Genomic DNA, 21,816 nt, shown 5'->3' with positions numbered 1-21,816 from the left:
GTTATATGAATGAATTAGTCAAAGATAAAAAAGTTTTAATAACGGGCGCTTCAAGTGGAATTGGTAAATATTTAGCTATTCATGTGGCGCGTGAAGGAGGCATACCCATTTTAGTGGCTAGGTCTGCTGATCGCCTTGCCATTATAAAAGAAAAAATAGAAGCTGCCTTTTCCGTACCTTGTTACTGGTACAAAGCTGATTTATCTAACGATGCCGAATGGAAAGATGTTATTGATCAAATATGCTATGATCATGGATCGATTGATGGATTGATCAACAATGCAGGGATGGCTGTTTTCGACCTGGTCTCAGAAGCAAAGTGGCAAGATATCGATCGAATGCTTTCCATCAATGTAAAATCCTTATTTCGAACTACTCATCAACTGCTCCCTCACTTCCTGCAGCAAAAGAGAGGGCACATAGTTAATATCGCTTCTCAAGCTGGCAAAATAGCGACTCCAAAGTCTTCTGTTTATGCCGCTACCAAACATGCCGTCATAGGTTTTACCAATGGTCTCCGTATGGAAGTGGAAAGTCAGGGAGTCTATGTGACTTCTGTGAACCTGGGGCCAGTACGTACGAATTTCTTTAATCAGGCAGACCCTACAGGAGCCTACGAAAAAGCTGTAGATCGATTTATGCTGGATCCTAATAAAGTAGCGGCTGAGGTAGTTGAGCACTTATTTTCTCAGCAGAGAGAGATTAATATGCCAGGCTGGATGAATTCGGGGAGTAAAATGTATTCTCTCGCCCCCGCTTTTCTGGAAAAAGCAATGGAACGCCAATTCAATAAAAAATAATGGTTCTGCTTTTCAGGAGGGTGTTGGTACTTTAATGGCACCATGAATGTGGTCCTATTATGGTATTTTTAAAGAGTCCACAGCCTGTTAATGTTGGAGAATGATAAATGTTTAAGTTGCTGTTAGCATTAGTAATAGAAATTACTCTGCCATCTGAGGTACCATGGTGGATAACATCAGCTGAATGAGCAAGAGAATTGCCATAGAGTAATCATTTTTTTATGATAGTGTTAGGAGGGATCGATATTGAAATTACGTATCACAGATGAGGCCAAAAAGAAGCTTGAAGATATGAAAGATCAGAGTCGCCCAATTATCCGACTGTATTATGATACAGAGGGGTGTGGATGTGGAGTGAACGGGCTCCCTACCATTCGGTTTACCGATCAAATTCTGAAGACAGATAATTTGGTGGTAAATGCAGAGTACAAAGTGATCATTGATCGTCAACAAGCCACTTTCTTTAAGCCGGATATGAAACTTGATTTCATTAAAAACAGCTTCCGCCTTTCAAGTCCTGACGGGATTCTTAATCCTATTATCTCTCCAAAAGATGTGAAAGAAGGCGAAGCCGTATGAGTAAGAAAGAACAAAGAGAAGGATCACTAAGTGAGCAGTTAAATGAGGATGTATTGACTCAGCTTCGTTCAAAAAAATCTGAATTAAAACAAAGCGAAGCCGAACGTTTGGAGCAAGAAAAGCAGAAACGACTTGAAGAAAAAAAGAAAAAAGAAGCAAATAAAAGCTTTGAAGAGCTTCTAAATGAAAGTGAACTTGATTGGAAAACGTTTAAAAAGTAGGCTTCCATTTATTGAATGGAAGCCTACTTTTTTTAACCTTAGATTGGATCTAATAATAGATTTTATACTAAAACAATACATAAGAAGCGACAAAGTAAATTAAAGTCATGAGAAGAGAAGGTGCTGCATAACGCCAGTGACTTCTCATACTAGCTGGGCGTATAAGCAGAAAGATCATAATTAATGTCATAACGAGTCCAAGACATGCAATAAATATATGAGAAGACTGGACAGAAGTAAGGATAGCTCCCTCTCTATACAACAAGTCGGTCAAAGCTAACAGTTGAATATTAAACAAATTGCTTCCCAGTATGGAACCAATGGCCATATTATAATTGGCCAACCTGAAGGCAGCGTACACGGCTACAAGTTCAGGCAGAGAAGTTGAGGCTGCAATTAGAAAGCTGCCAACAAAACTGGCATCAAGTCCTGATGCTTCAGCCATCCGGTCACCTGAAACAGATAAAGCACTTCCAGAAATAAAAACAATGACAGAAGCAATAATAAAGCCGATAACGGCTGCTTTCAGCGAGTAATCTTTAGTCAGTTCTTCTTCTTCTTGTTCGGATTCTCCTCCAGATATAAACTTCATACTGAATATATAAAGAAGGACAATGACGATCATCTCAATACCCACCCCGAAAATTTCAATCGAACCAGGCATCCAGAGAGAGAAAATAATAATGAGAAGGAAAACTAGGCCAATAGAGGCCGACGGAATATTCTCCTTATTATTCACTTTTTGAAATAACCGTTGTCTTCTATAAATAATATCCATACTGGCAAGGATGAGGAGATTAAATACATTACTCCCCAGCATATTACCAACCGCTATATCTGGGTTGTCAATGTACACAGCAGTTAAGCTTGTGGTTAATTCCGGGAGTGAGGTAGCTCCGGCGATTAAAAAAGTTCCTACTGCAGCACCGCTCAAGGAAGATTTCTTGCTAATAACGTCCCCGAACTGGTTGAGGTAGACAGCACTTATCACTACGACAACTGCAGCAAGGATGAATACAAAATAAATCATATCGTTTCTCCTTTCTGCCAGAACATAAAAAAACCCTGGCACAAAAATAAATTGTACCAAGGTCTTGCGTACTAAGCAGAACTTAGTCCAATGAACCAGGTATAAAGAATACCGTATTGACGGTTCATTAGCCGATATCCGGTCGCTACTCCCCTTGTTACTATTAATATAGCTTGAGTAGATAAAAGAGTCAAAGATTACGTTCTATTTCAAATGAGAAACGTTACGAATTCATCATCATCACTAAACTTCTGTTTACTCACAGCCTCTTTAGGAAAAATTTTCTTCTGGATCATACTTGCATATTTTGGAATTTAAAAAGATCCAATGTTATACTGAACTTAACTAAATATTGAAACAAGCTCTACTAGGGGTGCCTTCGGGCTGAGACAAATGCGTTTGAACCCTAGAACCTGATCTGGACGATACCAGCGTAGGAAAGTAGAGGGTGTAGCATATGTGTTTACAAATATCTGCTAAAAAACCGCTTCCCTATGGGGAGCGGTTTTTTTTATGGGAAAGGAAGTGAAATGAGTTTGAAGCGGGAACTTCATGTACTTTCAGATGGAAAAAAAGAGTTGGATGAATTCTGTCAGACTGCCCTGTCAATACAATCCTCCGTCACGGCTATACACCTTCGTGAAAAGCACCGGGAGGAAGAAGAAATAGAGAGATGGGTCTACACTCTTATAAAAGAAGGGATATCAAGTACAAAAATCATTGTAAACTCTTATTACTCGGTAGCTGGAAAATGGGGAGCAGCAGGAGTTCAACTTCCAGAATGTGGGCCTTCCCCGGAGAAGGTGAAAAGACTCTATCCTAATCTGAGAGTAGGTTGTTCCATTCATGGATTGGAAGCAGGATGCCAAAAAGAAAGGGAGGGGGCTGATTACCTTCTTTTCGGAAATGTTTATCAGACCGAAAGTAAGTCGGGACTTAAGGGTAAAGGCGTGAAATCATTAGCTTCATTAACCGAAGCGGTTTCCATACCCGTAATAGCTATTGGAGGAATTCACTTATCCAATTTGGAGAGAGTTCTTCAAACAAAGGTATCCGGAATAGCCGTAATGTCTTCCATTGCTGAAGCACACCACCCTGGGGAGAAAGCCTGGAGGTTTCAATCAAGGATTCAAAGGAGTTGTTATCATGCCTAAGAAGTACGACACGATTATAATTGGCGGAGGGATCATAGGCTGTTCTACAGCTTTTTATCTATCGAAGAAAGGGCAACGGGTTTTAGTTCTGGAGAAAAGATCTCTTGGACAAGAAGCTTCCAGTGCAGCTGCTGGGATGCTTGGGGTCCAAACGGAGTTGGAAGAGCAAAGCCCTATGTACGAACTGGCGCGTACGAGTCGAGAGATGTTTCCAAACTTAGCTGTAGAGTTAAAAGACATGACTGGAATAGACATTGGGCTTTCACAAAAGGGGATATTGAGACTAGCTTTTACGGAAGAACAGAGAGTTCGTTACCGGGAAATCGCTGCAAATCAAAAGCTGAAAGGGGAAGAATCCTTCTGGAAAGACAGAGAAGAAATAGTTGGAATGGAATCATGTCTAACAGATTCGTTAGTTGGAGGTATATGGTTTCCTAAAGAAGGCCATGTATCAGCTCCAGATCTTACCCAGGCTTTTGCGCGGGCTGCAGCTGTAAACGGAGTGACTTTTCGTGAATCTACTGATGTCTATCAGTTAATACGTGAACAAAATCAAGTAGTAGGAGTAGCTACAGACGCTGGGGAATTTTATGGAAGTGCCGTTCTAGTGGCTGCCGGAGCGTGGAGTCGTCGTTTTTTACCTGGTAAAGAACAGGCTTTATACCCTGTAAAGGGAGAAGCTCTAGCAGTTAAAACAGAAAAACCGATCCTTCATACAACCATTTTTACGGATGATTGCTATCTCGTTCCGAAAAAAGGCGGGGAAATAATTGTTGGAGCAACTTCTACTCCTTATACATTTGACCAGCGGGTAACCATGGAGGGAATCGAAGGATTGGTTCATAAAGCCAAGAGGCTTCTGCCTTTACTGGGGAAAGCAGAAATTGATCGGATTTGGGCTGGGACGAGACCTATGACTGGAGACGGTCTGCCGATTATGGGAGCGCACCCAGAATTGAACAGCTTATATTTTAGCACGGGTCATTATCGTAACGGGATATTATTAAGTCCAGTTACTGGGAAGGTAATGGCAGATTATATTGCAGGGGAAACGAAGCTCATAACAGATTTATCAGCTTTTTCACCTGCTCGCTTTCAAAACCATATGGAGGTGAGTTCATTATGAAACTCTTTATTAATGGCGAGGAAATGATAGTACCGGATGATGTGACTAACGTGGAGCAGCTTTTGGCCTATTTTAAATTAAATAATAAGGTTGGTATTGTCGAGAGAAATCAAGTGATTGTGGATAGATCTTTACACGCCGAAGAAGCTGTAACGAATGAGGACCGAATAGAAATTGTTCAATTTGTTGGAGGAGGATGAAAAAATGTTAACCATAGCTAATCGTAATTTTCACTCAAGGTTATTGCTGGGCACCGGAAAATATCCTGACTATTCCATTCAAAAGCAAGCTGTAGAAGTTTCCGAAGCAGAAATTTTAACTTTTTCCGTTCGCCGGATGAATATCTTTGAAGCAGATCAGCCTAATTTCTTGGAAATGATTGATACGGATCAATACACACTGCTGCCAAACACGGCGGGTGCTAAAACGGCAGAGGAAGCAGTCAGAACGGCTAAGCTGGCTAAAGCTTCTGGATTATGCGATATGATCAAAGTAGAAGTAATCGGTGATCAGCGCACCTTGCTTCCTGATCCAATTGAAACATTAAAAGCTTCTAAGATACTATTGGAAGAAGGCTTTATAGTGCTGCCTTACACTTCGGATGATGTTATGCTGGCAAGAAGGCTGCAGGACTTAGGGGTGCATGCCATTATGCCTGGAGCTTCACCGATTGGTTCCGGCCAGGGAATTATCAACCCATTAAACTTACAATTTATTATAGAACAGTCAACAGTTCCAGTTATTGTAGATGCGGGCATAGGTTCCCCGTCCGATGCAGCTCAGGCGATGGAGATTGGGGCTGACGGTGTTTTACTAAATACGGCTGTTTCTCAAGCGGAAGACCCTGTAAAAATGTCCCGGGCGATGAAGCTCTCGATCGAGGGCGGCAGATTAGGCTATGAAGCAGGTCGAATCCCTAAGAAAACTTACGCGACCGCAAGCAGCCCTACGGAAGGAGTGAGCATTGGTTGAAGGAAAGATATTCTAGACAAATATTGTTTTCACCTATTGGCGAAAATGGACAGCGAAAACTAAATGAAAAGCATGTGCTCTTAATAGGAGCAGGAGCTTTAGGAACAAGTAATGCGGAAATGTTGGCCCGTGCGGGTGTTGGGAAGATCACGGTAGTCGATCGGGATTATGTAGAGTGGAGCAACCTGCAGCGCCAGCAGCTTTACACTGAGAGGGATGCAATGGAACGTATTCCAAAAGCAGTAGCTGCAGCCGATCGATTGAGAGAAATAAATTCAGAAATCAAAATATCAGGTGAGATCATGGATGTTTCGATTCACGAAATTGAGGAACTGATCGATGGTGTAGACGTTATGATTGATGCTACTGATAACTTTGAAACCAGGCTGCTTCTTAATGATGCTTCACAGAAATATCAAGTACCCTGGGTTTACGGCGCCTGTACAGGTAGTTATGGACTTTCTTATACTGTAGTTCCAGGGCAGACTCCCTGCTTCTCATGTTTGTTAGGATCTGTTCCCATGGGAGGAGAAACATGCGATACCGTGGGGATTATCAGCCCTGCCGTTCAAATTGTTGCTGCTTATCAAACTACCGAAGCATTGAAGCTTTTAGTAGAAGATTACAAATCTCTAAGAAGAAACCTGTTTTATTTCGATATTTGGAAAAACCAACAGTCAACTATTAAGGTAGAAAAACTAAAAAAAGACGATTGCCCTTCTTGCGGGCAGGCAGCCACCTATCCTCATCTCGACCCTGTAAATTTATCTAGAACAGCGGTATTATGCGGACGGGACACGGTGCAAATTCGTCCAGCAAACAAGGAAAAAAGAAATCTGGATGAACTCTCTGACAGGCTTCAAGCTGTCGAGGGCGGAAGAGTAGAAGGTAATTCATTTCTTGTGAATCTTACGGTAGAAGGGCGCCGGCTGGTAGCTTTTCAGGATGGTCGCGTACTCGTTCATGATACGAAAGATATAAGTGAAGCCAAAACGCTTTATAACCGCTATATTGGAGGATGATTCCTAGCATGAAAACACGCTCTCTTACAATAAGAGCGTGTTTTTAATAATAGAAAGGAAGGATTATTAAGCCTGGGAATAGAAATTAAGATTATGGAACCAGCTGACGCAAGACCGTTGTCACACCCATGATCGCTTACCTAATACTCGTTCGAAACGTACTCCTATAATTTTGGTTACACAGAGAATACAATAAAGGCTAGAGTTTGGAGATCTCTCTACAATCTCTTTTCACAGAGATTAAGTAAAAATATAATGGAGGTCGTTCAAATAAATCGTTAACTACAGCCTGAAGGGGTTGGACAGGTGGTCAAACATGCCCAATTGGAAACAAATTAGGGATATAATTTTAAAGGAGGAATTTTATTCAGTAGAGAAAAAAGGACTAGCGATCCTTGGTATTGTAATTATTGCGCTCTTACAGTCGTTTACAGAATCTACATTGGATGAGAGCTTAGCGATTATTATAGCAGCAGCATTAATGAGTGGCTATTCTATTATGAAGTTGAAGCGGAAAGAAAGAATATACGAGTTTTTAATAGTATGTACATTAAGTCTTCTGCTGCTTGTTTGGGGACTTTACAGGGTCTTAGAAATAATAGTTAATGGTGTCATTTATTAATGGAAAATCAAAGAACATGCGCTCTACCCATTTAGTTCTCTTAACAATATTCATTGAAAGTAAGGGGAGATCCTAAGTATGACAAAAAATCTACTCAGGGTAGGAACGATTTATATACCTGTTCAACGTGTGGATGAAGCAGCAGACTGGTATGTAGATAAATTAGGAGCTTATGTCACGTACAAAGATGAGAATAAAGCTATAGTTAATATGGCGAACCTAATTTTCTTTCTTGTAAAAGCAAAAGAAAAAGAAACTGCCAATTTTATTGATGAGAGAGGTGAAGAGTGCTTTTCGATAACCTTTGAAGTAAATGGTAAAGAGGAGCTTGAAATACTTTATAACGAATTGGCTAGTCAAGGAGTCCAGGTTGGTCCATTTGAAAACAGAGGCCATGGTGGCAAGAACTTTATTTTTTACGATATAGATGGAAACATGTTTGATGTATGGAGTGAATTGAGCTCTGTCTTTAAAGAAAAGTTTGATATTGGTTGAAGAGAAAACGTCCCTTTTCATAAGTTAAAGGGACGTTTTCGTGTATTAAGGCATGCTGTCCAATGGCTGGTTTGGATAGTGAAATTCTCAATGATTAGCTTCCCAGTGATATTTAACGCTCCCACGCCCGCCTTCATTTTGTATTGGAAAAAAGTTTCATTATCTAATAATGAGAATGACGAGTAAATAATTTCTTAGCAAATACCGCTATCTCCAGCTTTTCGATCGTATTCCAGTAATGGTTTAATACATTTTCTTCTTTGTGATTAATCTTCTTCTTAACTAATGGGAACATCGTCATGTCCTTGAACCAATCCCCCTCCTCAGCAGCAGAGTGTGTCCAATCTTCCCAAACATTTTTAAGTTTAGGACTGTAAATACGTGGACTGTGCTTATTCAGTTCAATCGGCGTATGAGGTAGCATTTGGTTAGAACTAGGTAAATTTTTTTTAACCTCGGTAAAAAGATGAGGCCAAAAATCGTGACGTGACCCTGTATGAGGATGCTGCTCTGTCCAAGTTATGATGTAATTAAGACGGCTTTTAATGGAATAAAGATCATGATAAAGTTTTTTACCTAAAAGAATACGATCTTCTAATGAAGAAAAATGGTGAACGGTTCCTCCTACAAAAGTTGTTTTTTTAGTATTTTGCGTTTCATAAGGAATAAGTATGTGATTCAAGTCAAATATATCTTGTAGTCTAAATAAGATGGTATCAAGCACATTTTTTTGATACTGAACATTCAGGATAACCCGGCTCTCGATATAATTTTGTTCGTTTATAATTAAGGCTGTCGTGAGCAGCGAACTGGATTGATTTTTCCAAAAGTGCATCCAAAAAGGCTCCATAAATCGTGATACATTCAAATGAGTCAGTAAGTGAAATAAGGAGGTATTTTGCTTCTTGCTCGCTTCGTAAAGTAATAACTGCGGATAGGCATCCTGAAATATGAGCCAATTTCCTCTTTCAAGAAAAAGGTAAAAATCATTTTGTTCTTTTGGGGTAAGCAGCCTGGTCAAAAATTCTCCTTTTAAATCAGTCATATTCCAGCCGGCATTTCTGGAAACTAAATGAGCTAGCAAAGACCAATGGATCTCTGGATGAAGTTTGAAATATTCTAGATAAGCCATGGTTCTAGTAACATTGTTCCTGTTTTTTTGCTTCGTTTTATCGCGAATGCTCAGGATAAGCTTTCTTTCTTCTTTCGAGAGGGTAGAAGTGGTTTTTTCTTTTATTTTATTTTTTAATTCAGCCTTTAACATGGAGTACTGGTTATGATTCGTTATCCATTTTCTTAACATTAGCTTCCGCCTCCTTTCACAGCGTGTATGTAGCGCATGATGAATACATTTAAACTATTGGTAGAAGAAAGAGGGACGAGGTTGGAGGAGATCGTTGAATTAGAAATAATGCGGCTTATTAATCTCTTTATAGAACAGCAAATTAAGGATGGATTCTGGAATTATCCATTGAAACTGAAATTATTACGAATGCTTATATGATTATTTTATTACGTACCCTTAATCTTCATGAAGAAGAATTGATTCAGCAACTTACCGCTCGTATTATAAGTAGACAGGAAAGAAACGGAGCCTGGAAGTTGTTTAATGATGAAGAAAGCGGCAACTTATCATAAACTATTGAAGCCTATTGTGCTTTGCTGTTTTCTGGATTATACAAGAAAGAAGATATTGAACTTCAGAAAGCAAGAAACTTTATACAAAAGCATCTATGTTTACAAAAATTTCGTTGAGTTTGAATGGACAATACCATTGGCCGGATAATTTTACTATCCCTGTTGAAGTAGTTTATTATCTGCCTCCTTCATTTCCTATACAACTTTACGATATATCTGTGTATGGAAGAGCAGACCTAGTTCCTATTCTTCTCCTTGCTCACAAAAAATATCAGGCTGTTAACAGTCAGACACCTGATTTCTCAAAGTTGAGCATCTATCATAAAAATCGGAGCGGTGAAGACTCTTTCTTTGAAGATGATACTCGTTCCATCGAATGGGTATTTTAGCTAGTTACTGAATGTAATGAGCCATAACGAGTAGAGTCCCGCACGGGGAGTGAAACGACCTTTGGCCATATCGATCGCCCCTGCGGCGTGTAGGGACGCAGGAAAGCGACTTATTTTTCAACCAACCCTCGTCCCTATTTTAGTAACGGGCCCATTTATATCGAAATCGAGTCTTCTAGTATTGGGAGCTTAACCTTAAAATCAACACGGAGGTTAACACAGCTAAATAAATAAAAAGCAGCGATCCATTCGGAATTAGGAAATATATGAACTTTATCAGGTTTACATCTTCACATTATAAGGTATGGGTAAAAATGGAATTTTTTAAGGGGGACACAAAATATAATAAGGAGTCTATAGAAGGTGACAGAAAAAATAAATAGAAATAATATGTCAAATAATGAAGAAAAGCTTAGGTATTCGTTTAGGAACATAGGTGCAGGAATATTGTTTGGTATAGGAGTAGCTGCTTTTATTGATGAAACCGTTTTTCATCAATTGTTACACTGGCATCATTTTTACGATAAATCAACTACCGATATCGGGTTAGTATCCGATGGATTCTTTCATGCTTTCAGTTGGTTTGCAACAGTGGCTGCTTTATTTTTAGTGGCTGATCTGCGCCGCAGAAATGCCTTCTGGCCTGTCAAATGGTGGGGAGCCGTTTTAATTGGAGCGGGAGGGTTTCAACTTTATGATGGAACCATTCAACATAAACTGATGCGAATTCACCAAATAAGGTATGTGGAGGATCTATTACCATACGACCTTGTATGGAATGGATCAGCTGTACTGATGATTATTGCAGGAAGCATAATTTTATATAAGACCCGAAGAAGGAACAGCATCCCAGGCGGGAGAAAATAATAGTGAATCACGCTCAGATTGCAAATGTTACAACCGGTATGTCCGCGCTATTTATAAGTATTGGAGCTCTCCTTATCGTTATCTTGTATATAGATGCAGGAGTGCGTTCAAGCCGTCATAATCGATTAAAAGTATGGCCCTGGTATCGGTATGTTAGTTTCGCATTTGGTATAGTTTGTGCTGCTATATCTGTTATAGGACCAATCGCATATCAGGCAATGAGCAATTTTACTATGCATATGGTCAGTCATCTCCTGCTTGGTATGCTTGCTCCTGTTTTACTAGTTATGTCAGCTCCCGTTACCTTACTTTTACGGTCACTTCCTGTAAGACAAGCGAAAATTGTGGCCAGCCTTCTTCGTAGTTATCCTGTGCGTTTTATGAGTCATCCTATAATAGCCTCTGTACTGAATATTGGCGGTCTTTGGATTCTTTATACAACGAGTTTGTACAGTTGGATGCATACGAACCTTATGGTTCATATCTTAGTGCATGTCCATATTTTTGCAGCAGGCTACATTTTTACAGCATCATTAATTTACATAGACCCTGTTCCTCACCGGCTCAGTTATATATACAGATCCATCGTTTTAATTGGTGCCTTGGCAGCCCATGGTATTCTCTCAAAATATATCTACGCTCATCCCCCTGAGGGAGTTGGTGTACAAGAAGCGCAGACAGGTGGAATGCTTATGTACTATGGTGGAGACTTTATTGACCTCATCATTATCGTGTTATTGTGCTATCACTGGTATAAAAATACGCGTCCGGGTGAGGTATTAGCTTAAATGTTTTATCCCAATCTGAATAGTGTTAAATCTTTCGTTGTTAGTTGAAATGTTTCCGGGAAATGATAGTGGGATGATTTTTCTTATGGAATACTCCCTGGCAGCTGGTGAGGTGGATAACTTATATTGAAAATAAGTTAAGTTAACGCTTATATTAAAGGTACTCTTTTAATATAAGCGTTCTTTTTTTGGAGCATAATCTCAAAGGGTATATAAGATCTCATTTTAATAAGAAAGATGGACTGATTTCCTAACCAGAAGAATAAATATCACTAGATAATTTACGACATTATATCCCATCTACCTCGGGGCAAGCGCTTCAGGTTTTCTTGACTATAATTCTATAACTAAAGATCTTAAAAAGGAGATGAGAATTTATGGTTCCAATTAAAAGACCCAGTATAGTCATTAAAGAATTCCCGAGTTATGACGATTATAAAAGAGTTACAAAGCTAATGGAAGCCTGCATAGCACATGATAATCTATCGCTCAAACTGGAACTTGATTATAAACTAAGTCATTCTTTTCATGAAATGAAAGATATAAATAAGTCCAATGAATTTATGTTTTATGAGGGAGAAATGCTTATAGGGTACATCGGTATATGTCAATTCGGGGCTGAAGTGATGGAAGTAAATGGAATGGTGCACCCGGATTACAGAAGAAGGGGAGTCTTCAGCCGACTATATGGATTGGTCGAAGGTGAGTGGCTCAGAAGGTCATCTGAAGATATGTTATTACTATCTGATCACCGTTCGCGCTCAGGTCACGCATTTATTAAATCTACTGGGGCTCACTATGAGAAGTCTGAATACGAAATGTTTCTGATGAATGAGTCAGTAGAGAAGACGGTTTCAAGGCAGATTTCCCTTAGAAAAGCAATGAATAAGGACGCAGAAGAAATTGCGAGACAAAATTACATTTTCTTTCAAACTGATCCGAGTACTGAACTCACTCTTCCAGAAGAAGAGGCTAAGCGTGGGATTGATATTTATATGGCTGAGCTTGAGCAATCATGTATAGGGAAAGTGCACTTGAATAGGGAAGGCAGCACCGGTGCAATTTATGGTTTAGGAGTACTACCAGAGTATCGGGGCAGGGGGTATGGAAGAGAAATTTTATTAAGATCTATAGAGAAACTGGATGAAATAAAAGTCCATGATATTAAGCTTCAAGTGGCAGTGAAAAATAGGAATGCTTTAAGTCTTTATCAGACTTGCGGATTTGAAGAAACCTCTACAATGGATTATTTTAAGCTCGCAAAGAGAAATCTCAAATGAGAATAACAAACGTCCAGAACATGTACCATGTTCTGGACGTTTAAATGTACAATTAGAAAACTTTTGTAGTCCAATCTTCACAATTCCATACGTCTGTAACAACATCCATATAGAAATCTGGTTCATGAGAAATAAGCAGGACACTTCCTTTATAATCCTGTAAGGCTCTCTTCAATTCTGCTTTCGCATCTACATCTAAGTGGTTGGTAGGTTCATCGAGTACAAGAAGGTTTGTTTCTTTGTTAATTAATTTACATAGACGTACTTTTGCTTTTTCCCCGCCACTTAGTACTTGCACTTTACTTTCAATATGCTTTTTTGTTAAGCCGCATTTTGCAAGGGAAGCACGTACTTCATATTGGGTAAAATGTCTAAATTCCTCCCAAATTTCTTCAATACACGTGTTTTTGCTTGTTTCTTTTAATTCTTGTTCAAAATAACCAATATGAAGATGATCTCCTAATTGAACGGAGCCTTCAACCGGCTGTATTTCCCCAAGAATGCTTTTTAATAGTGTAGTTTTACCAATTCCGTTCGCTCCAGATAATGCAATTTTCTCCCCGCGTTCCATAGATAAGTTGAGAGGTCTGGAGAGAGGTTCGTCATACCCGATGACAAGATCATTAGTCTCAAACAAATATTTCCCTGGAGTTCGAGCTTGTTTAAAGTTAAACTGGGGTTTTGGTTTTTCGGAATCAAGTTCGATGACGTCCATTTTATCAAGTTTCTTCTGTCGGGACATTGCCATTTTACTCGTCGCAGCATTAGCTTTATTACGCGCTACAAAGTCTTTTAGGTTAGCAATTTCTTTTTGCTGCTTTTTATAAGCGGCTTCAAGCTGTTGCTTTTTCATGTCGTACACTTTTAAAAATTCATTGTAGTCGCCCGGGTACCGAGTTAATTCCTGATTTTCCACGTGATAAATGATGTTTACGACACTATTCAAAAATGGAATATCATGGGAAATAAGAATAAATGCATTCTCATATTCCAGGAGGTATTTTTTCAGCCACTCTATATGTTCAACATCGAGATAGTTTGTTGGCTCGTCTAATAATAATATATCGGGTTTCTCCAAAAGCAGTTTGGCAAGTAATACTTTTGTACGCTGTCCACCGCTTAGGTCTGTAACATCGCGCTCAAGCCCGATTTCATCAAGTCCAAGTCCATTAGCAACTTCGTCAACTTTTGCATCGATCGTATAAAAATCATTGTTAGTCAATGTGTCTTGCAGCCGCCCGGTTTCTTCAAGAAGGTTTTCCAGTTCTTCGGGATCCACTTCACCCATCTTTCCAAACAGATGATTCATTTCACTTTCCATATCAAACAGATATTGGAATGCAGTTCTCAAGACATCTCTTATTGACATACCTTGCTGTAGATCTGCGTGTTGATCCAAATAACCTATTCGAATGTTTTTAGACCAAATGATTTTACCGGCATCAGGCTCTACCTTACCAGTAATCATGTTCATAAAGGTTGATTTACCTTCACCATTAGCACCAATTAAACCTATATGTTCGCCTCTTAATAGACGAAAAGATACATTTTCAAAGATAGCGCGGTCTCCGAAACCGTGACTTAATTCTTTTACTGTAAGTAAACTCATGTGAAACACCTATTTCCTTCTATATAATTCATACCCCTATCATTATAAAGGGGATGAGAAGAAAGTGATAGTAGAGATTCTTCTTGGTGAACAAAGGAGCAGTCTTTTTTAGGTTTTATACTGTCGTAGGGTTTAATATCCAATATCAAGTGGAACTTATTATACAATAAGATAGGTGGTTTTTTTGAAAAATCACCCAATTGTGGCAGACCGCAAATTATTTTGAAGGGGGCGAGGAATGTGAGCTTGTTTCGGAAAATAACTCTCCTATTAGCGATTATTTCTATATTTTTATTTAGCTACCGATTAATGAATGAAAACTTTGATCCACTTCCGAACTTCATTTTTTATTTTTTACCTGTTGTTTTCTTACTGTTCGGATTTGAAAATGTTAAAGCTAAACATCGTAGTGAAGGTTTTATTTATCTGCTTACTTTTGTCATTGGCTTCTCCATAGTAATAAGAGACTTATTTAATTTAATTTAACGTTCAGCGGTATGTGTTAAATTTTGTTTCTATTGCTGGCCGCTAAAATGTTCATTCCCTTCTATTCTGTGCGTGGGAAGGATCATAGATAAATAGTAAGTGGGGACCTTTTACAACGTATAAAAACCTTTCCTAGAACTAAATAAAGCGCCAAGCCTTTAAAGGCTTGGCGCTTTATTTTATTTGTTTACTTTTAGTTTAGGGTTACGCTCGGCGATAAAATCAGGACGTGCCTGATTCCCGGAGAAAGGTTCAACCAGCTGATTTTCTACACTGTTATAAACCATGAACATGTTATTTCTAGGGTAGGGTGTTATATTTCCGTTTGAACCATGCATAGTATTGGATTCAAACAGCGTTATAGCTCCGGCTTTACCTGTTGGAACAGAAATTCCTCCTTGATCGGCGAGCCATCTCATGCTTTCCTGATCAGGTACTCCTAACTTCTGTCTTTTTAGAGATTCCTTGTAATTATCTTCAGGAGTCTCACCGACACATTTCACATAGTAATTTTGAGAACCTGGTACAAGCATAAGTGGACCATTAAATGTGTAGTTATCTGATAATGCAATCGATAAACTTACGGCTCTCATTCTTGGCATGCCGTCTTCTACATGCCACGTTTCAAAGTCAGAGTGCCAATCAAATTCTTTGCCGGTAAATCCAGGCTTGTAATTAATTCGTGACTGATGAATATAAACTTCACTTCCGAGTAAATGGTTCACAATGTCTAATATTCTCTGATCATTAGCTACTTTTTTAAAATACTCATCACTATCGTGAACTTTAAAAATAGAACGAATTTCGTTTCCTTCCGGCTCGCGGATAATCATATCCGATTCACTGTCCTGATTAGAATTCTGCAGCTCAAATATTGCTTTTTGCATTTCAGAAACTTCCTGTTCAGAAAAGAAGTTCTCTATTTGAAGAAACCCATTTTGTTCATAGAAATCAAGTTGTTCGGTCGACAAGGGTGACTCATGGTCTTTTGAACGATCAGCATGAATAACAGGATCCTTCCTTTTTACAATTTCGGGTTCACTACTGTACCTGGATGGATAAAGATCTTCCACAATTAAACACTCCTTCTAAAATATTGATTCATGGTGTGCTTCATCGGGGTCATTCATTAGCCAAGAATAATATTTCAATAAATAAATCTTCTTGTGCTCCAACTGATACCCTTTCATATTCAGAATAAACATTAAATTCAAAAAACTAAACTAAACTTATAATTATATTGTAATAGTAGTAGTTGAGTAATCAGTGGGAAATCAGAATTACCATCTAATAATATATTTCGGAATCGTTTTATTTTGAAAAAATAAATGTCCCTGATACGCTTCTAGTATTGGATTTACTGTAATTAATTTAAAAGAAAGAAGATGAAGTTTATGTCTAATATACAAAAGAAAATTCAATCTATTCCTTTTTCTGTATTGGATTTATCTCCTATTACAGAAGGGGGCTCAGTGGCTGTTTCTTTTCAAAATACAATTGATCTGGCACAGCATGTGGAAGCATGGGGATATAATCGTTACTGGTTGGCTGAACACCATAATATGCCTTTTATCGCGAGCTCGGCGACCTCATTATTAATAGGCCACGTAGCTGGTAATACAAATTCAATTAGAGTAGGTTCCGGTGGAATTATGCTCCCTAATCATGCTCCTTTAGTTGTTGCGGAACAATTTGGAACTCTTGAAACATTATATCCGGGAAGGATTGATCTAGGTCTGGGACGAGCTCCTGGTACTGATGGAGTAACAGCTCAGGCTTTGAGGAGAGAACTGCAGAGTGATGGGCAGGATTTTCCAAGATTGTTGAATGAACTTCGCACGTATTTTGATCCTTCTTTAAGTTCTGGTAAACAGAAGGTCCGTGCTATACCAGGTACCGGTTTAAACATACCTGTATGGCTGCTTGGCTCTAGTGGATTTAGTGCCCAATTATCAGCACAGCTTGGTCTCCCTTTTGCTTACGCTAGTCATTTTTCACCTAACAATACACTGGCTGCTCTTGATCTTTACCGCAGTCAATTCCAACCCTCAGAATCTATGGAGAGTCCTCATGCGATGCTCGGAGTTAACATTGTAGCTGCAGATACAGATGAAGAAGCAGAACGTTTAGCTACCTCCTTATATCAACAGTTTTTAAATCTGATCCGGAATACGGAACTACCGCTGCAGCCGCCTGTTGAAAGTATTGAGGAAGTGGCGTCTGAAAGAGAAATAATGGCTCTTCGACAGCAATTAGGATCTTCAATCATTGGAAGTAAGGAATCCGTTCGAGAACAACTTCAAAGTTTTATTGATAAAACACAGGCTGATGAATTGATGGTCATTTCTCAGATTTACGACCACGAAGCAAGAATTCGATCCTATGAAATTGTAGCTGAACTATTTAAAGAAGATTCTTAGGACTAGAAGCGCCTGCTCACAGAGCAGGCGCTTTTTTAAAATTATTGTTCTAAAATTGGGTTCACTTTGAATTGTATAGGAATAGATTAGATGCTTGCCATTTATTTGTTGTTAAGAAGAGGATATAATCATATAAAGTAGGTAAACGAGGATGGAAGATAGGTGAAGAGGCTGTGGCATTGGCTGAAAGATAAATGGAAAATCATTAAACGTAGTATTGTACTGCTGACAGCATTATCCCAGCCCATAACAGTAATAATTGCTCAACGTTTCGGTCCGCTTTTTGAGGAATCTGGAAGCGATCCTTTTATTATCCCAGCAGACTACGCCTTCCTTATTTGGTCGATCATCGTGACAGGTACGATCATCTATGGTATTTATCAGCTCTTACCATTCACTTATAACTATAAATATTTGGATAAGATTTCCTTCCAATCTATTCTCATATTTTTAGGCTTTGATTTATGGATTATGGCTGCATTGAATGTATGGCTTCCTACCACCGTATTAATTTTTATGGCAATGGGAGTTGCGCTTAGAATCGTATTCCGTGAGCTTCTTTCAGTCTCTTTTAAAATTTTTTTGAGAAAGTAATTGTCCTTCTTACGTTTGCCTTATATTTTGGCTGGACGACAGTAGCCGTTTTCGCTAATTTAGCCTCTGCCCTTCATTATTATGGTTTGCCACTGAGTAACTTTTTAGGGTTGTCGAGGCAGTTACTTGTTCTGTCTTTAGCAGCCTTCACTGCTCATTATTTCTTAATGGAAATGAAATTCAGCCTGCCTTATTTCTTAACATTAACCTGGGCATTTATTGCGATTATTATAGGAACTTTGCAGAGTGGACCGGCCGCATTACCTTTAACGATTTTTACTATCGCCGCCACTGTGGTACTGCTTTATAAAGAAATTGTAAACAACACTTGGATTAGGAGTTTTAGCTGAATGATATTAGGTCAAAGAAACGCATAGACTTAGTCTATGCGTTTCTTACTCACTCTTATTAATATAAGTTAGCATAGTAGATAAAAAACAAGTTAAATAGCTGCTTGTTTAACTAAAAAATCTGTTTCCACTAAAGCGAATTAGTCTATTGGAGAGGGCACTCTTATCACTCTTATAGTGTAAAGAAAAGTTTTGGAACATAATAAAGAGATATCTAAAGCAAAGGGGTCATCTCATGGATGTAAGAATGGAAATAGTATACCACGTTCCAAAAGGTCCGCAGGCAAACTTTACTTCGGATGGATTACATGCTTCACAAGCCATCCTGATTGCAGAGGATATGTTAAAGACAAAGCGGGCAAAGTCGATAGCTTTTCTAGATAGCTACAACACGGAATGGACATTAAAAGAATTGAAGGAGTATATGATAGGAATTCAGACGGAGCCCCATAATGTAAAAGTATATTTTGACGGGGGTTTTGATTTGGGAACTAAGAATTCAGGGCTTGGCTGCGCCATCTACTATGATCAAAATGGCAAATCTTTTCGCCTTAGAAAAAATGTTTTAGTACATGAACTTGACACGAATAATGAAGCAGAGTATGCTGCGCTTCATAACGCATTACTTGAACTGGATTTATTAGGGGTACATCATTTGCCCGTAAAATTTATTGGTGATTCTCAAGTCGTTATCAATCAATTGATTGGAGAGTGGCCATGTCTGGAAGAATCACTGGCTAAATGGGCGGATCGAATTGACGAAAAGCTTATTCAATTAGGAATTCAACCTCAGTATCACTTAATTTCTAGGAAAGATAACCGAGAAGCGGACCGTTTAGCTTCTCAAGCTTTAAATAACATTGAGATTATTAGTACCAGTGAAGTTAATTAGTCTTATAATTATATTGTATAGAACTAGGCAATTAGAGAGATTCCATGTTAGAGAGGAGTCTCTCCTTCATGGGGGATTTTTTAGGAAAGAAAAGCATGAAATTTTTCACTATCATGTCTTTGGGGTTAAAATGATGATTTAACGGTGGATAAGAACTGGAGTCCCTATAGGGATGATACTGGCCAATTCTTCTACATCCCGATTGTACATACGAACACAGCCCTTCGAAACGGCTTTGCCGATCGAGCTGGGATTATTTGTCCCATGAATGCCATAATGTTCTTTTGATAAACTCATCCAGAGAGTACCAAATGGACCTCCTGGATTGGCAGCTTTGTTAATAATAATAAAGCTGCCTGTCGGTGTGCCTTGCAGCATTCGGCCAACAGCAATGGGATACTCCTTTTGCTTGACCCCATTTCTTATTAGCGTGAGTTTACGGTTGTTGAGTGAAATATCGATGCTGTAGGGGATGCTTGCTGTACTGGGAAAACCCGGGATGACGATAGGCTGGCCGGGTACAATTATATTTGGGTTTATGGTCGGGTTGGCTTTGATAATTTCCATTAAAGGTTTTCGGTAATCTCTGGATATCTGAGTTAGTGTTTCGCCTTTTTTTACATAATGAATCAATAGAAAAGCCTCCCCTTGTTTTAGGTATCCCTAAAAGATATATGAGGAAAGGTGTGGACATTATTCTCCAATCTAAAATAGGAAGAAGAGGAATCGAAATGAAAGTTAAAATTATACTTTCCATCCTTATGATCAGTTTACTATCCGGATGCGGAAGAGAAGAAGTAACCTTTGAAAATGTTGAAGAACTTCCTGGACTATTGGCACAACAAAAGCTGATGGTAGGAGGAAAAGGGGTATTTGAAGAAGGGGATAAACATTACGCGTTTATTGTAGTGCACAATGGAGAAACAGTAGAATTTGATCAAGTATATTACTTACCTGATAAAGACCAGGCCCTCAACTTTAAATACAAGATAAAAGGAGAACCTGAAGATGATAAGAAAAATCAGATGAATGTGGAAGTAATTGAGTATCATCCTGACCAGGAAATTAAGTCATACTGGTTTAATGAAAATCGTATATAAATTTTATATTAAGATGAACAAGTGCCTTAGTCTGACAAAGGTTCTTGTTCATTTTTTTAGCTCTGTTAAAGGTTATTGTTGATTTTTCACAAGAGGCTTATTACGCAATAGGGCTGGTTACTTGAAGACTCAGTTTCTAGATAATTTGGGTCCATTACGATATTTGGAGAAGGGCTGGTGGGGAAATAACTCGTCTTGTTCCATCACCCAGACCCTCGAGACATAAGCCGAGCATCAACGGACGGAAAGACCACCGTCCTTTTGATGCTCGGCTTATGCTGGTCGTGTCTTTCGGGGCGATTCCACATTTGAGGCCATACACGACGTAGGGTCGATCGACGTTGCCGCAGGACGTGGCGACCTTAGTCGATCCTCCTTTTACCAGAAGCTTCCTCGCGCGGGATCTCGCCTAGCTCCTTCTCCGGTTCTTACACTTCATAAGGAGGGAATAATACATCAATTCCTAAACGTCATGGAGTTCTATCCAGCTCCAGCACGCTTTTCTTTTACTTTTATAAGTTCCAGAATACCCCTCTTTTTAGATGGATCTTCGTTGCTTCCACGATGAGCGTTCGGTGGTGACGCCTGCGGGAACAGCGCGAGCCGAAGATCCACTTGGTCAAGCGGTCTTCTTGACCAAGTTAGCTGAGGCCGTGCCCGCGGCAAGCATCCACCGACAAGCGAGTCGTGAGAAGCAACACCAAACGTCAACAACTCCCCTGGGTAGAAAGGGGTTTTTCAGTGGCCTCATGAACATGATCGGTGAGATCCCGCATGGCCGGAAAGCGAAATCGTCCCCCGGAGGACATTCCGCATAACCAATATCTCGAAACCAAGTATTAAACAAACGGGTGCTTTACTTTAAAATCAATACGGAAGTTTAACCGTGCCTTTTTTATAATAAATTTTAAGTCTTAAGGGCACACTGTGAAAAAAGAAGTGGTGTTTTATGCTTACCAATGTACTACTTGGCTTCATTCTTCCTTTCAGTATCAATATTATTATTTTTTTGCGAAAACCGAGAATAACTATACTTATGTATACCTTAGGTGTTTCAATCGCGTTCGTAGCAAATGATTGGGGATTTAATATTTTTTGGAAAGTTAATCCTGAACACGATAATCCTTCCCTCCCTGCTATGCCATTCAATTTAGGGTATTTTCCATTACTGACGAGTACTTTTGCTTTGATAAAAGAAGCTCAGATCGTTAATAATAAAGTTCTGATTTTACTTTACTCTCTGATTTTTACAGTGCTAGAATATGTCGCTTTATATATAGGTAAAGTTGAATACTATAACGGGTGGATTATTATTTACTCGTTCTTTATTTACTTATCAGGATTTATAGTTTGTTATGGGTACATTAGACTTTTAAAAAGAT

Annotated in this window: 26 protein-coding genes and 1 riboswitch; of the genes, 21 read left to right on the top strand and 5 right to left on the bottom strand. The window is 39.0% G+C overall.

All coding sequences use genetic code 11. From position 1 onward, the window contains the following. The first annotated feature begins 5 nt into the window (after positions 1-5). The 3 genes from HBHAL_RS11825 to HBHAL_RS11815 all read left to right on the top strand — a co-directional run bounded on the left by HBHAL_RS11825 (position 6) and on the right by HBHAL_RS11815 (position 1,600). Positions 6-800, top strand: a complete 795-nt coding sequence (locus tag HBHAL_RS11825; RefSeq protein ID WP_014643659.1) for an SDR family NAD(P)-dependent oxidoreductase — start codon at positions 6-8, stop codon at positions 798-800. Positions 801-1,046: 246 nt separating this feature from the next. Further along, complete coding sequence (locus HBHAL_RS11820; protein ID WP_014643658.1) at positions 1,047-1,379, top strand: iron-sulfur cluster biosynthesis family protein; 333 nt, start codon at positions 1,047-1,049, stop codon at positions 1,377-1,379. Beyond that, positions 1,376-1,600, top strand: a complete 225-nt coding sequence (locus tag HBHAL_RS11815; RefSeq protein WP_014643657.1) for a YqkE family protein — start codon at positions 1,376-1,378, stop codon at positions 1,598-1,600. Before HBHAL_RS11820 ends, HBHAL_RS11815 begins: the two co-directional genes overlap by 4 nt. Before the next feature lie 67 nt (positions 1,601-1,667). On the opposite strand, the gene HBHAL_RS11810 is transcribed toward HBHAL_RS11815, so the two are convergent. Then, positions 1,668-2,630 (bottom strand): sodium:calcium antiporter, encoded by a 963-nt coding sequence (locus HBHAL_RS11810; protein ID WP_014643656.1) that lies wholly within the window; start codon positions 2,628-2,630, stop codon positions 1,668-1,670. 359 nt (positions 2,631-2,989) lie between these two features. After that, positions 2,990-3,087: riboswitch (TPP riboswitch) on the top strand. A 73-nt stretch (positions 3,088-3,160) separates the two neighbouring features. Between HBHAL_RS11810 and HBHAL_RS11805 the strand changes: the two genes are divergently transcribed. From HBHAL_RS11805 to HBHAL_RS11775, 7 genes are all read left to right on the top strand, one after another. Then, a complete protein-coding gene (locus tag HBHAL_RS11805; protein WP_014643655.1) occupies positions 3,161-3,784 on the top strand; it encodes a thiamine phosphate synthase in 624 nt (207 codons plus the stop codon). After that, positions 3,777-4,910 carry a glycine oxidase ThiO gene (gene thiO / locus HBHAL_RS11800; protein WP_014643654.1) on the top strand — a complete coding sequence of 378 codons (1,134 nt, stop codon included), beginning with the start codon at positions 3,777-3,779 and terminating at the stop codon, positions 4,908-4,910. The genes HBHAL_RS11805 and thiO overlap by 8 nt, the downstream gene beginning before the upstream one ends. After that, positions 4,907-5,110: a sulfur carrier protein ThiS gene (thiS, locus tag HBHAL_RS11795; protein ID WP_014643653.1), complete on the top strand. Its 204-nt coding sequence runs from the start codon at positions 4,907-4,909 to the stop codon at positions 5,108-5,110. Before thiO ends, thiS begins: the two co-directional genes overlap by 4 nt. Positions 5,111-5,114: 4 nt before the next feature. After that, positions 5,115-5,882 carry a thiazole synthase gene (locus HBHAL_RS11790; protein ID WP_014643652.1) on the top strand — a complete coding sequence of 256 codons (768 nt, stop codon included), beginning with the start codon at positions 5,115-5,117 and terminating at the stop codon, positions 5,880-5,882. Next, positions 5,879-6,904, top strand: coding sequence for a thiazole biosynthesis adenylyltransferase ThiF (locus HBHAL_RS11785; protein WP_014643651.1), 1,026 nt, complete (start codon positions 5,879-5,881; stop codon positions 6,902-6,904). Before HBHAL_RS11790 ends, HBHAL_RS11785 begins: the two co-directional genes overlap by 4 nt. A 316-nt stretch (positions 6,905-7,220) precedes the next feature. Continuing rightward, positions 7,221-7,526, top strand: a complete 306-nt coding sequence (locus HBHAL_RS11780) for a hypothetical protein (RefSeq protein ID WP_041601352.1) — start codon at positions 7,221-7,223, stop codon at positions 7,524-7,526. Between the two features lie 78 nt (positions 7,527-7,604). Beyond that, complete coding sequence (locus tag HBHAL_RS11775; protein ID WP_014643650.1) at positions 7,605-8,021, top strand: VOC family protein; 417 nt, start codon at positions 7,605-7,607, stop codon at positions 8,019-8,021. A 163-nt stretch (positions 8,022-8,184) separates the two neighbouring features. Here HBHAL_RS11775 and HBHAL_RS11770 read toward each other — a convergent pair whose 3' ends face one another. After that, positions 8,185-9,324, bottom strand: a complete 1,140-nt coding sequence (locus tag HBHAL_RS11770) for a DUF2515 domain-containing protein (protein WP_014643649.1) — start codon at positions 9,322-9,324, stop codon at positions 8,185-8,187. Positions 9,325-9,476: 152 nt separating this feature from the next. On the opposite strand from HBHAL_RS11770, the gene HBHAL_RS21980 reads away from it, so the two are divergent. The 5 genes from HBHAL_RS21980 (at position 9,477) to HBHAL_RS11750 (ending at position 12,983) form a co-directional block, all read left to right on the top strand. Further along, complete coding sequence (locus tag HBHAL_RS21980; protein ID WP_407636688.1) at positions 9,477-9,659, top strand: hypothetical protein; 183 nt, start codon at positions 9,477-9,479, stop codon at positions 9,657-9,659. A gap of 95 nt (positions 9,660-9,754) precedes the next feature. Further along, complete coding sequence (locus tag HBHAL_RS21975) at positions 9,755-10,048, top strand: hypothetical protein (protein ID WP_041601351.1); 294 nt, start codon at positions 9,755-9,757, stop codon at positions 10,046-10,048. 390 nt (positions 10,049-10,438) lie between these two features. Beyond that, positions 10,439-10,915, top strand: coding sequence for a DUF2243 domain-containing protein (locus HBHAL_RS11760; protein WP_041601665.1), 477 nt, complete (start codon positions 10,439-10,441; stop codon positions 10,913-10,915). Positions 10,916-10,917: 2 nt separating this feature from the next. Beyond that, the gene (locus HBHAL_RS11755) at positions 10,918-11,703 is read left to right on the top strand and encodes a cytochrome c oxidase assembly protein (protein ID WP_014643644.1); all 786 of its coding nucleotides are present in this window, start codon (positions 10,918-10,920) and stop codon (positions 11,701-11,703) included. Between the two features lie 377 nt (positions 11,704-12,080). Then, a complete protein-coding gene (locus HBHAL_RS11750) occupies positions 12,081-12,983 on the top strand; it encodes a GNAT family N-acetyltransferase (RefSeq protein ID WP_014643642.1) in 903 nt (300 codons plus the stop codon). 52 nt (positions 12,984-13,035) lie between these two features. On the opposite strand, the gene HBHAL_RS11745 is transcribed toward HBHAL_RS11750, so the two are convergent. Further along, positions 13,036-14,592 carry an ABC-F family ATP-binding cassette domain-containing protein gene (locus tag HBHAL_RS11745; protein WP_014643641.1) on the bottom strand — a complete coding sequence of 519 codons (1,557 nt, stop codon included), beginning with the start codon at positions 14,590-14,592 and terminating at the stop codon, positions 13,036-13,038. A 240-nt stretch (positions 14,593-14,832) separates the two neighbouring features. Here HBHAL_RS11745 and HBHAL_RS11740 point away from each other — a divergent pair, with 240 nt between their 5' ends. Continuing rightward, positions 14,833-15,078: a hypothetical protein gene (locus HBHAL_RS11740; protein ID WP_014643640.1), complete on the top strand. Its 246-nt coding sequence runs from the start codon at positions 14,833-14,835 to the stop codon at positions 15,076-15,078. Positions 15,079-15,257: 179 nt separating this feature from the next. Here the strand turns inward: HBHAL_RS11740 and HBHAL_RS11735 are convergent, their stop codons facing one another. Continuing rightward, entirely contained in the window at positions 15,258-16,151 is an 894-nt protein-coding gene (locus tag HBHAL_RS11735) for a proline 4-hydroxylase (protein WP_014643639.1), read from the bottom strand. 321 nt (positions 16,152-16,472) lie between these two features. On the opposite strand from HBHAL_RS11735, the gene HBHAL_RS11730 reads away from it, so the two are divergent. The 4 genes from HBHAL_RS11730 to HBHAL_RS11720 all read left to right on the top strand — a co-directional run bounded on the left by HBHAL_RS11730 (position 16,473) and on the right by HBHAL_RS11720 (position 19,334). Continuing rightward, the gene (locus tag HBHAL_RS11730) at positions 16,473-17,498 is read left to right on the top strand and encodes an LLM class flavin-dependent oxidoreductase (protein WP_041601349.1); all 1,026 of its coding nucleotides are present in this window, start codon (positions 16,473-16,475) and stop codon (positions 17,496-17,498) included. 162 nt (positions 17,499-17,660) lie between these two features. After that, entirely contained in the window at positions 17,661-18,092 is a 432-nt protein-coding gene (locus HBHAL_RS11725) for a hypothetical protein (RefSeq protein WP_014643637.1), read from the top strand. A gap of 110 nt (positions 18,093-18,202) precedes the next feature. Next, a complete protein-coding gene (locus tag HBHAL_RS21505) occupies positions 18,203-18,442 on the top strand; it encodes a hypothetical protein (RefSeq protein ID WP_158512371.1) in 240 nt (79 codons plus the stop codon). A 235-nt stretch (positions 18,443-18,677) separates the two neighbouring features. Further along, a complete protein-coding gene (locus HBHAL_RS11720; protein ID WP_014643635.1) occupies positions 18,678-19,334 on the top strand; it encodes a reverse transcriptase-like protein in 657 nt (218 codons plus the stop codon). Positions 19,335-19,472: 138 nt separating this feature from the next. On the opposite strand, the gene HBHAL_RS11715 is transcribed toward HBHAL_RS11720, so the two are convergent. Beyond that, positions 19,473-19,967: a L,D-transpeptidase family protein gene (locus HBHAL_RS11715; RefSeq protein WP_014643634.1), complete on the bottom strand. Its 495-nt coding sequence runs from the start codon at positions 19,965-19,967 to the stop codon at positions 19,473-19,475. Between the two features lie 98 nt (positions 19,968-20,065). Between HBHAL_RS11715 and HBHAL_RS11710 the strand changes: the two genes are divergently transcribed. Further along, positions 20,066-20,434, top strand: a complete 369-nt coding sequence (locus HBHAL_RS11710) for a hypothetical protein (RefSeq protein WP_041601348.1) — start codon at positions 20,066-20,068, stop codon at positions 20,432-20,434. Positions 20,435-21,816 lie beyond the last annotated feature (1,382 nt).

The organism is Halobacillus halophilus DSM 2266, from assembly GCF_000284515.1.
GTDB lineage: Bacteria > Bacillota > Bacilli > Bacillales > Halobacillaceae > Halobacillus > Halobacillus halophilus.
This window is presented reverse-complemented; position numbering and strand designations above follow the sequence as displayed.

Excerpts from the sequence above, each read along its gene's own strand:
- HBHAL_RS11825 (WP_014643659.1), top strand. The coding sequence starts at position 6 with ATGAATGAATTAGTCAAAGATAAAAAAGTTTTAATAACGGGCGCTTCA.
- HBHAL_RS11815 (WP_014643657.1), top strand. The coding sequence starts at position 1,376 with ATGAGTAAGAAAGAACAAAGAGAAGGATCACTAAGTGAGCAGTTAAAT.
- HBHAL_RS11810 (WP_014643656.1), bottom strand. The coding sequence starts at position 2,630 with ATGATTTATTTTGTATTCATCCTTGCTGCAGTTGTCGTAGTGATAAGT.
- HBHAL_RS11805 (WP_014643655.1), top strand. The coding sequence starts at position 3,161 with ATGAGTTTGAAGCGGGAACTTCATGTACTTTCAGATGGAAAAAAAGAG.
- thiO (WP_014643654.1), top strand. The coding sequence starts at position 3,777 with ATGCCTAAGAAGTACGACACGATTATAATTGGCGGAGGGATCATAGGC.
- thiS (WP_014643653.1), top strand. The coding sequence starts at position 4,907 with ATGAAACTCTTTATTAATGGCGAGGAAATGATAGTACCGGATGATGTG.
- HBHAL_RS11790 (WP_014643652.1), top strand. The coding sequence starts at position 5,115 with ATGTTAACCATAGCTAATCGTAATTTTCACTCAAGGTTATTGCTGGGC.
- HBHAL_RS11780 (WP_041601352.1), top strand. The coding sequence starts at position 7,221 with ATGCCCAATTGGAAACAAATTAGGGATATAATTTTAAAGGAGGAATTT.
- HBHAL_RS11775 (WP_014643650.1), top strand. The coding sequence starts at position 7,605 with ATGACAAAAAATCTACTCAGGGTAGGAACGATTTATATACCTGTTCAA.
- HBHAL_RS11770 (WP_014643649.1), bottom strand. The coding sequence starts at position 9,324 with ATGTTAAGAAAATGGATAACGAATCATAACCAGTACTCCATGTTAAAG.
- HBHAL_RS21975 (WP_041601351.1), top strand. The coding sequence starts at position 9,755 with ATGTTTACAAAAATTTCGTTGAGTTTGAATGGACAATACCATTGGCCG.
- HBHAL_RS11760 (WP_041601665.1), top strand. The coding sequence starts at position 10,439 with ATGTCAAATAATGAAGAAAAGCTTAGGTATTCGTTTAGGAACATAGGT.
- HBHAL_RS11750 (WP_014643642.1), top strand. The coding sequence starts at position 12,081 with ATGGTTCCAATTAAAAGACCCAGTATAGTCATTAAAGAATTCCCGAGT.
- HBHAL_RS11745 (WP_014643641.1), bottom strand. The coding sequence starts at position 14,592 with ATGAGTTTACTTACAGTAAAAGAATTAAGTCACGGTTTCGGAGACCGC.
- HBHAL_RS11730 (WP_041601349.1), top strand. The coding sequence starts at position 16,473 with ATGTCTAATATACAAAAGAAAATTCAATCTATTCCTTTTTCTGTATTG.
- HBHAL_RS11720 (WP_014643635.1), top strand. The coding sequence starts at position 18,678 with ATGGATGTAAGAATGGAAATAGTATACCACGTTCCAAAAGGTCCGCAG.
- HBHAL_RS11710 (WP_041601348.1), top strand. The coding sequence starts at position 20,066 with ATGAAAGTTAAAATTATACTTTCCATCCTTATGATCAGTTTACTATCC.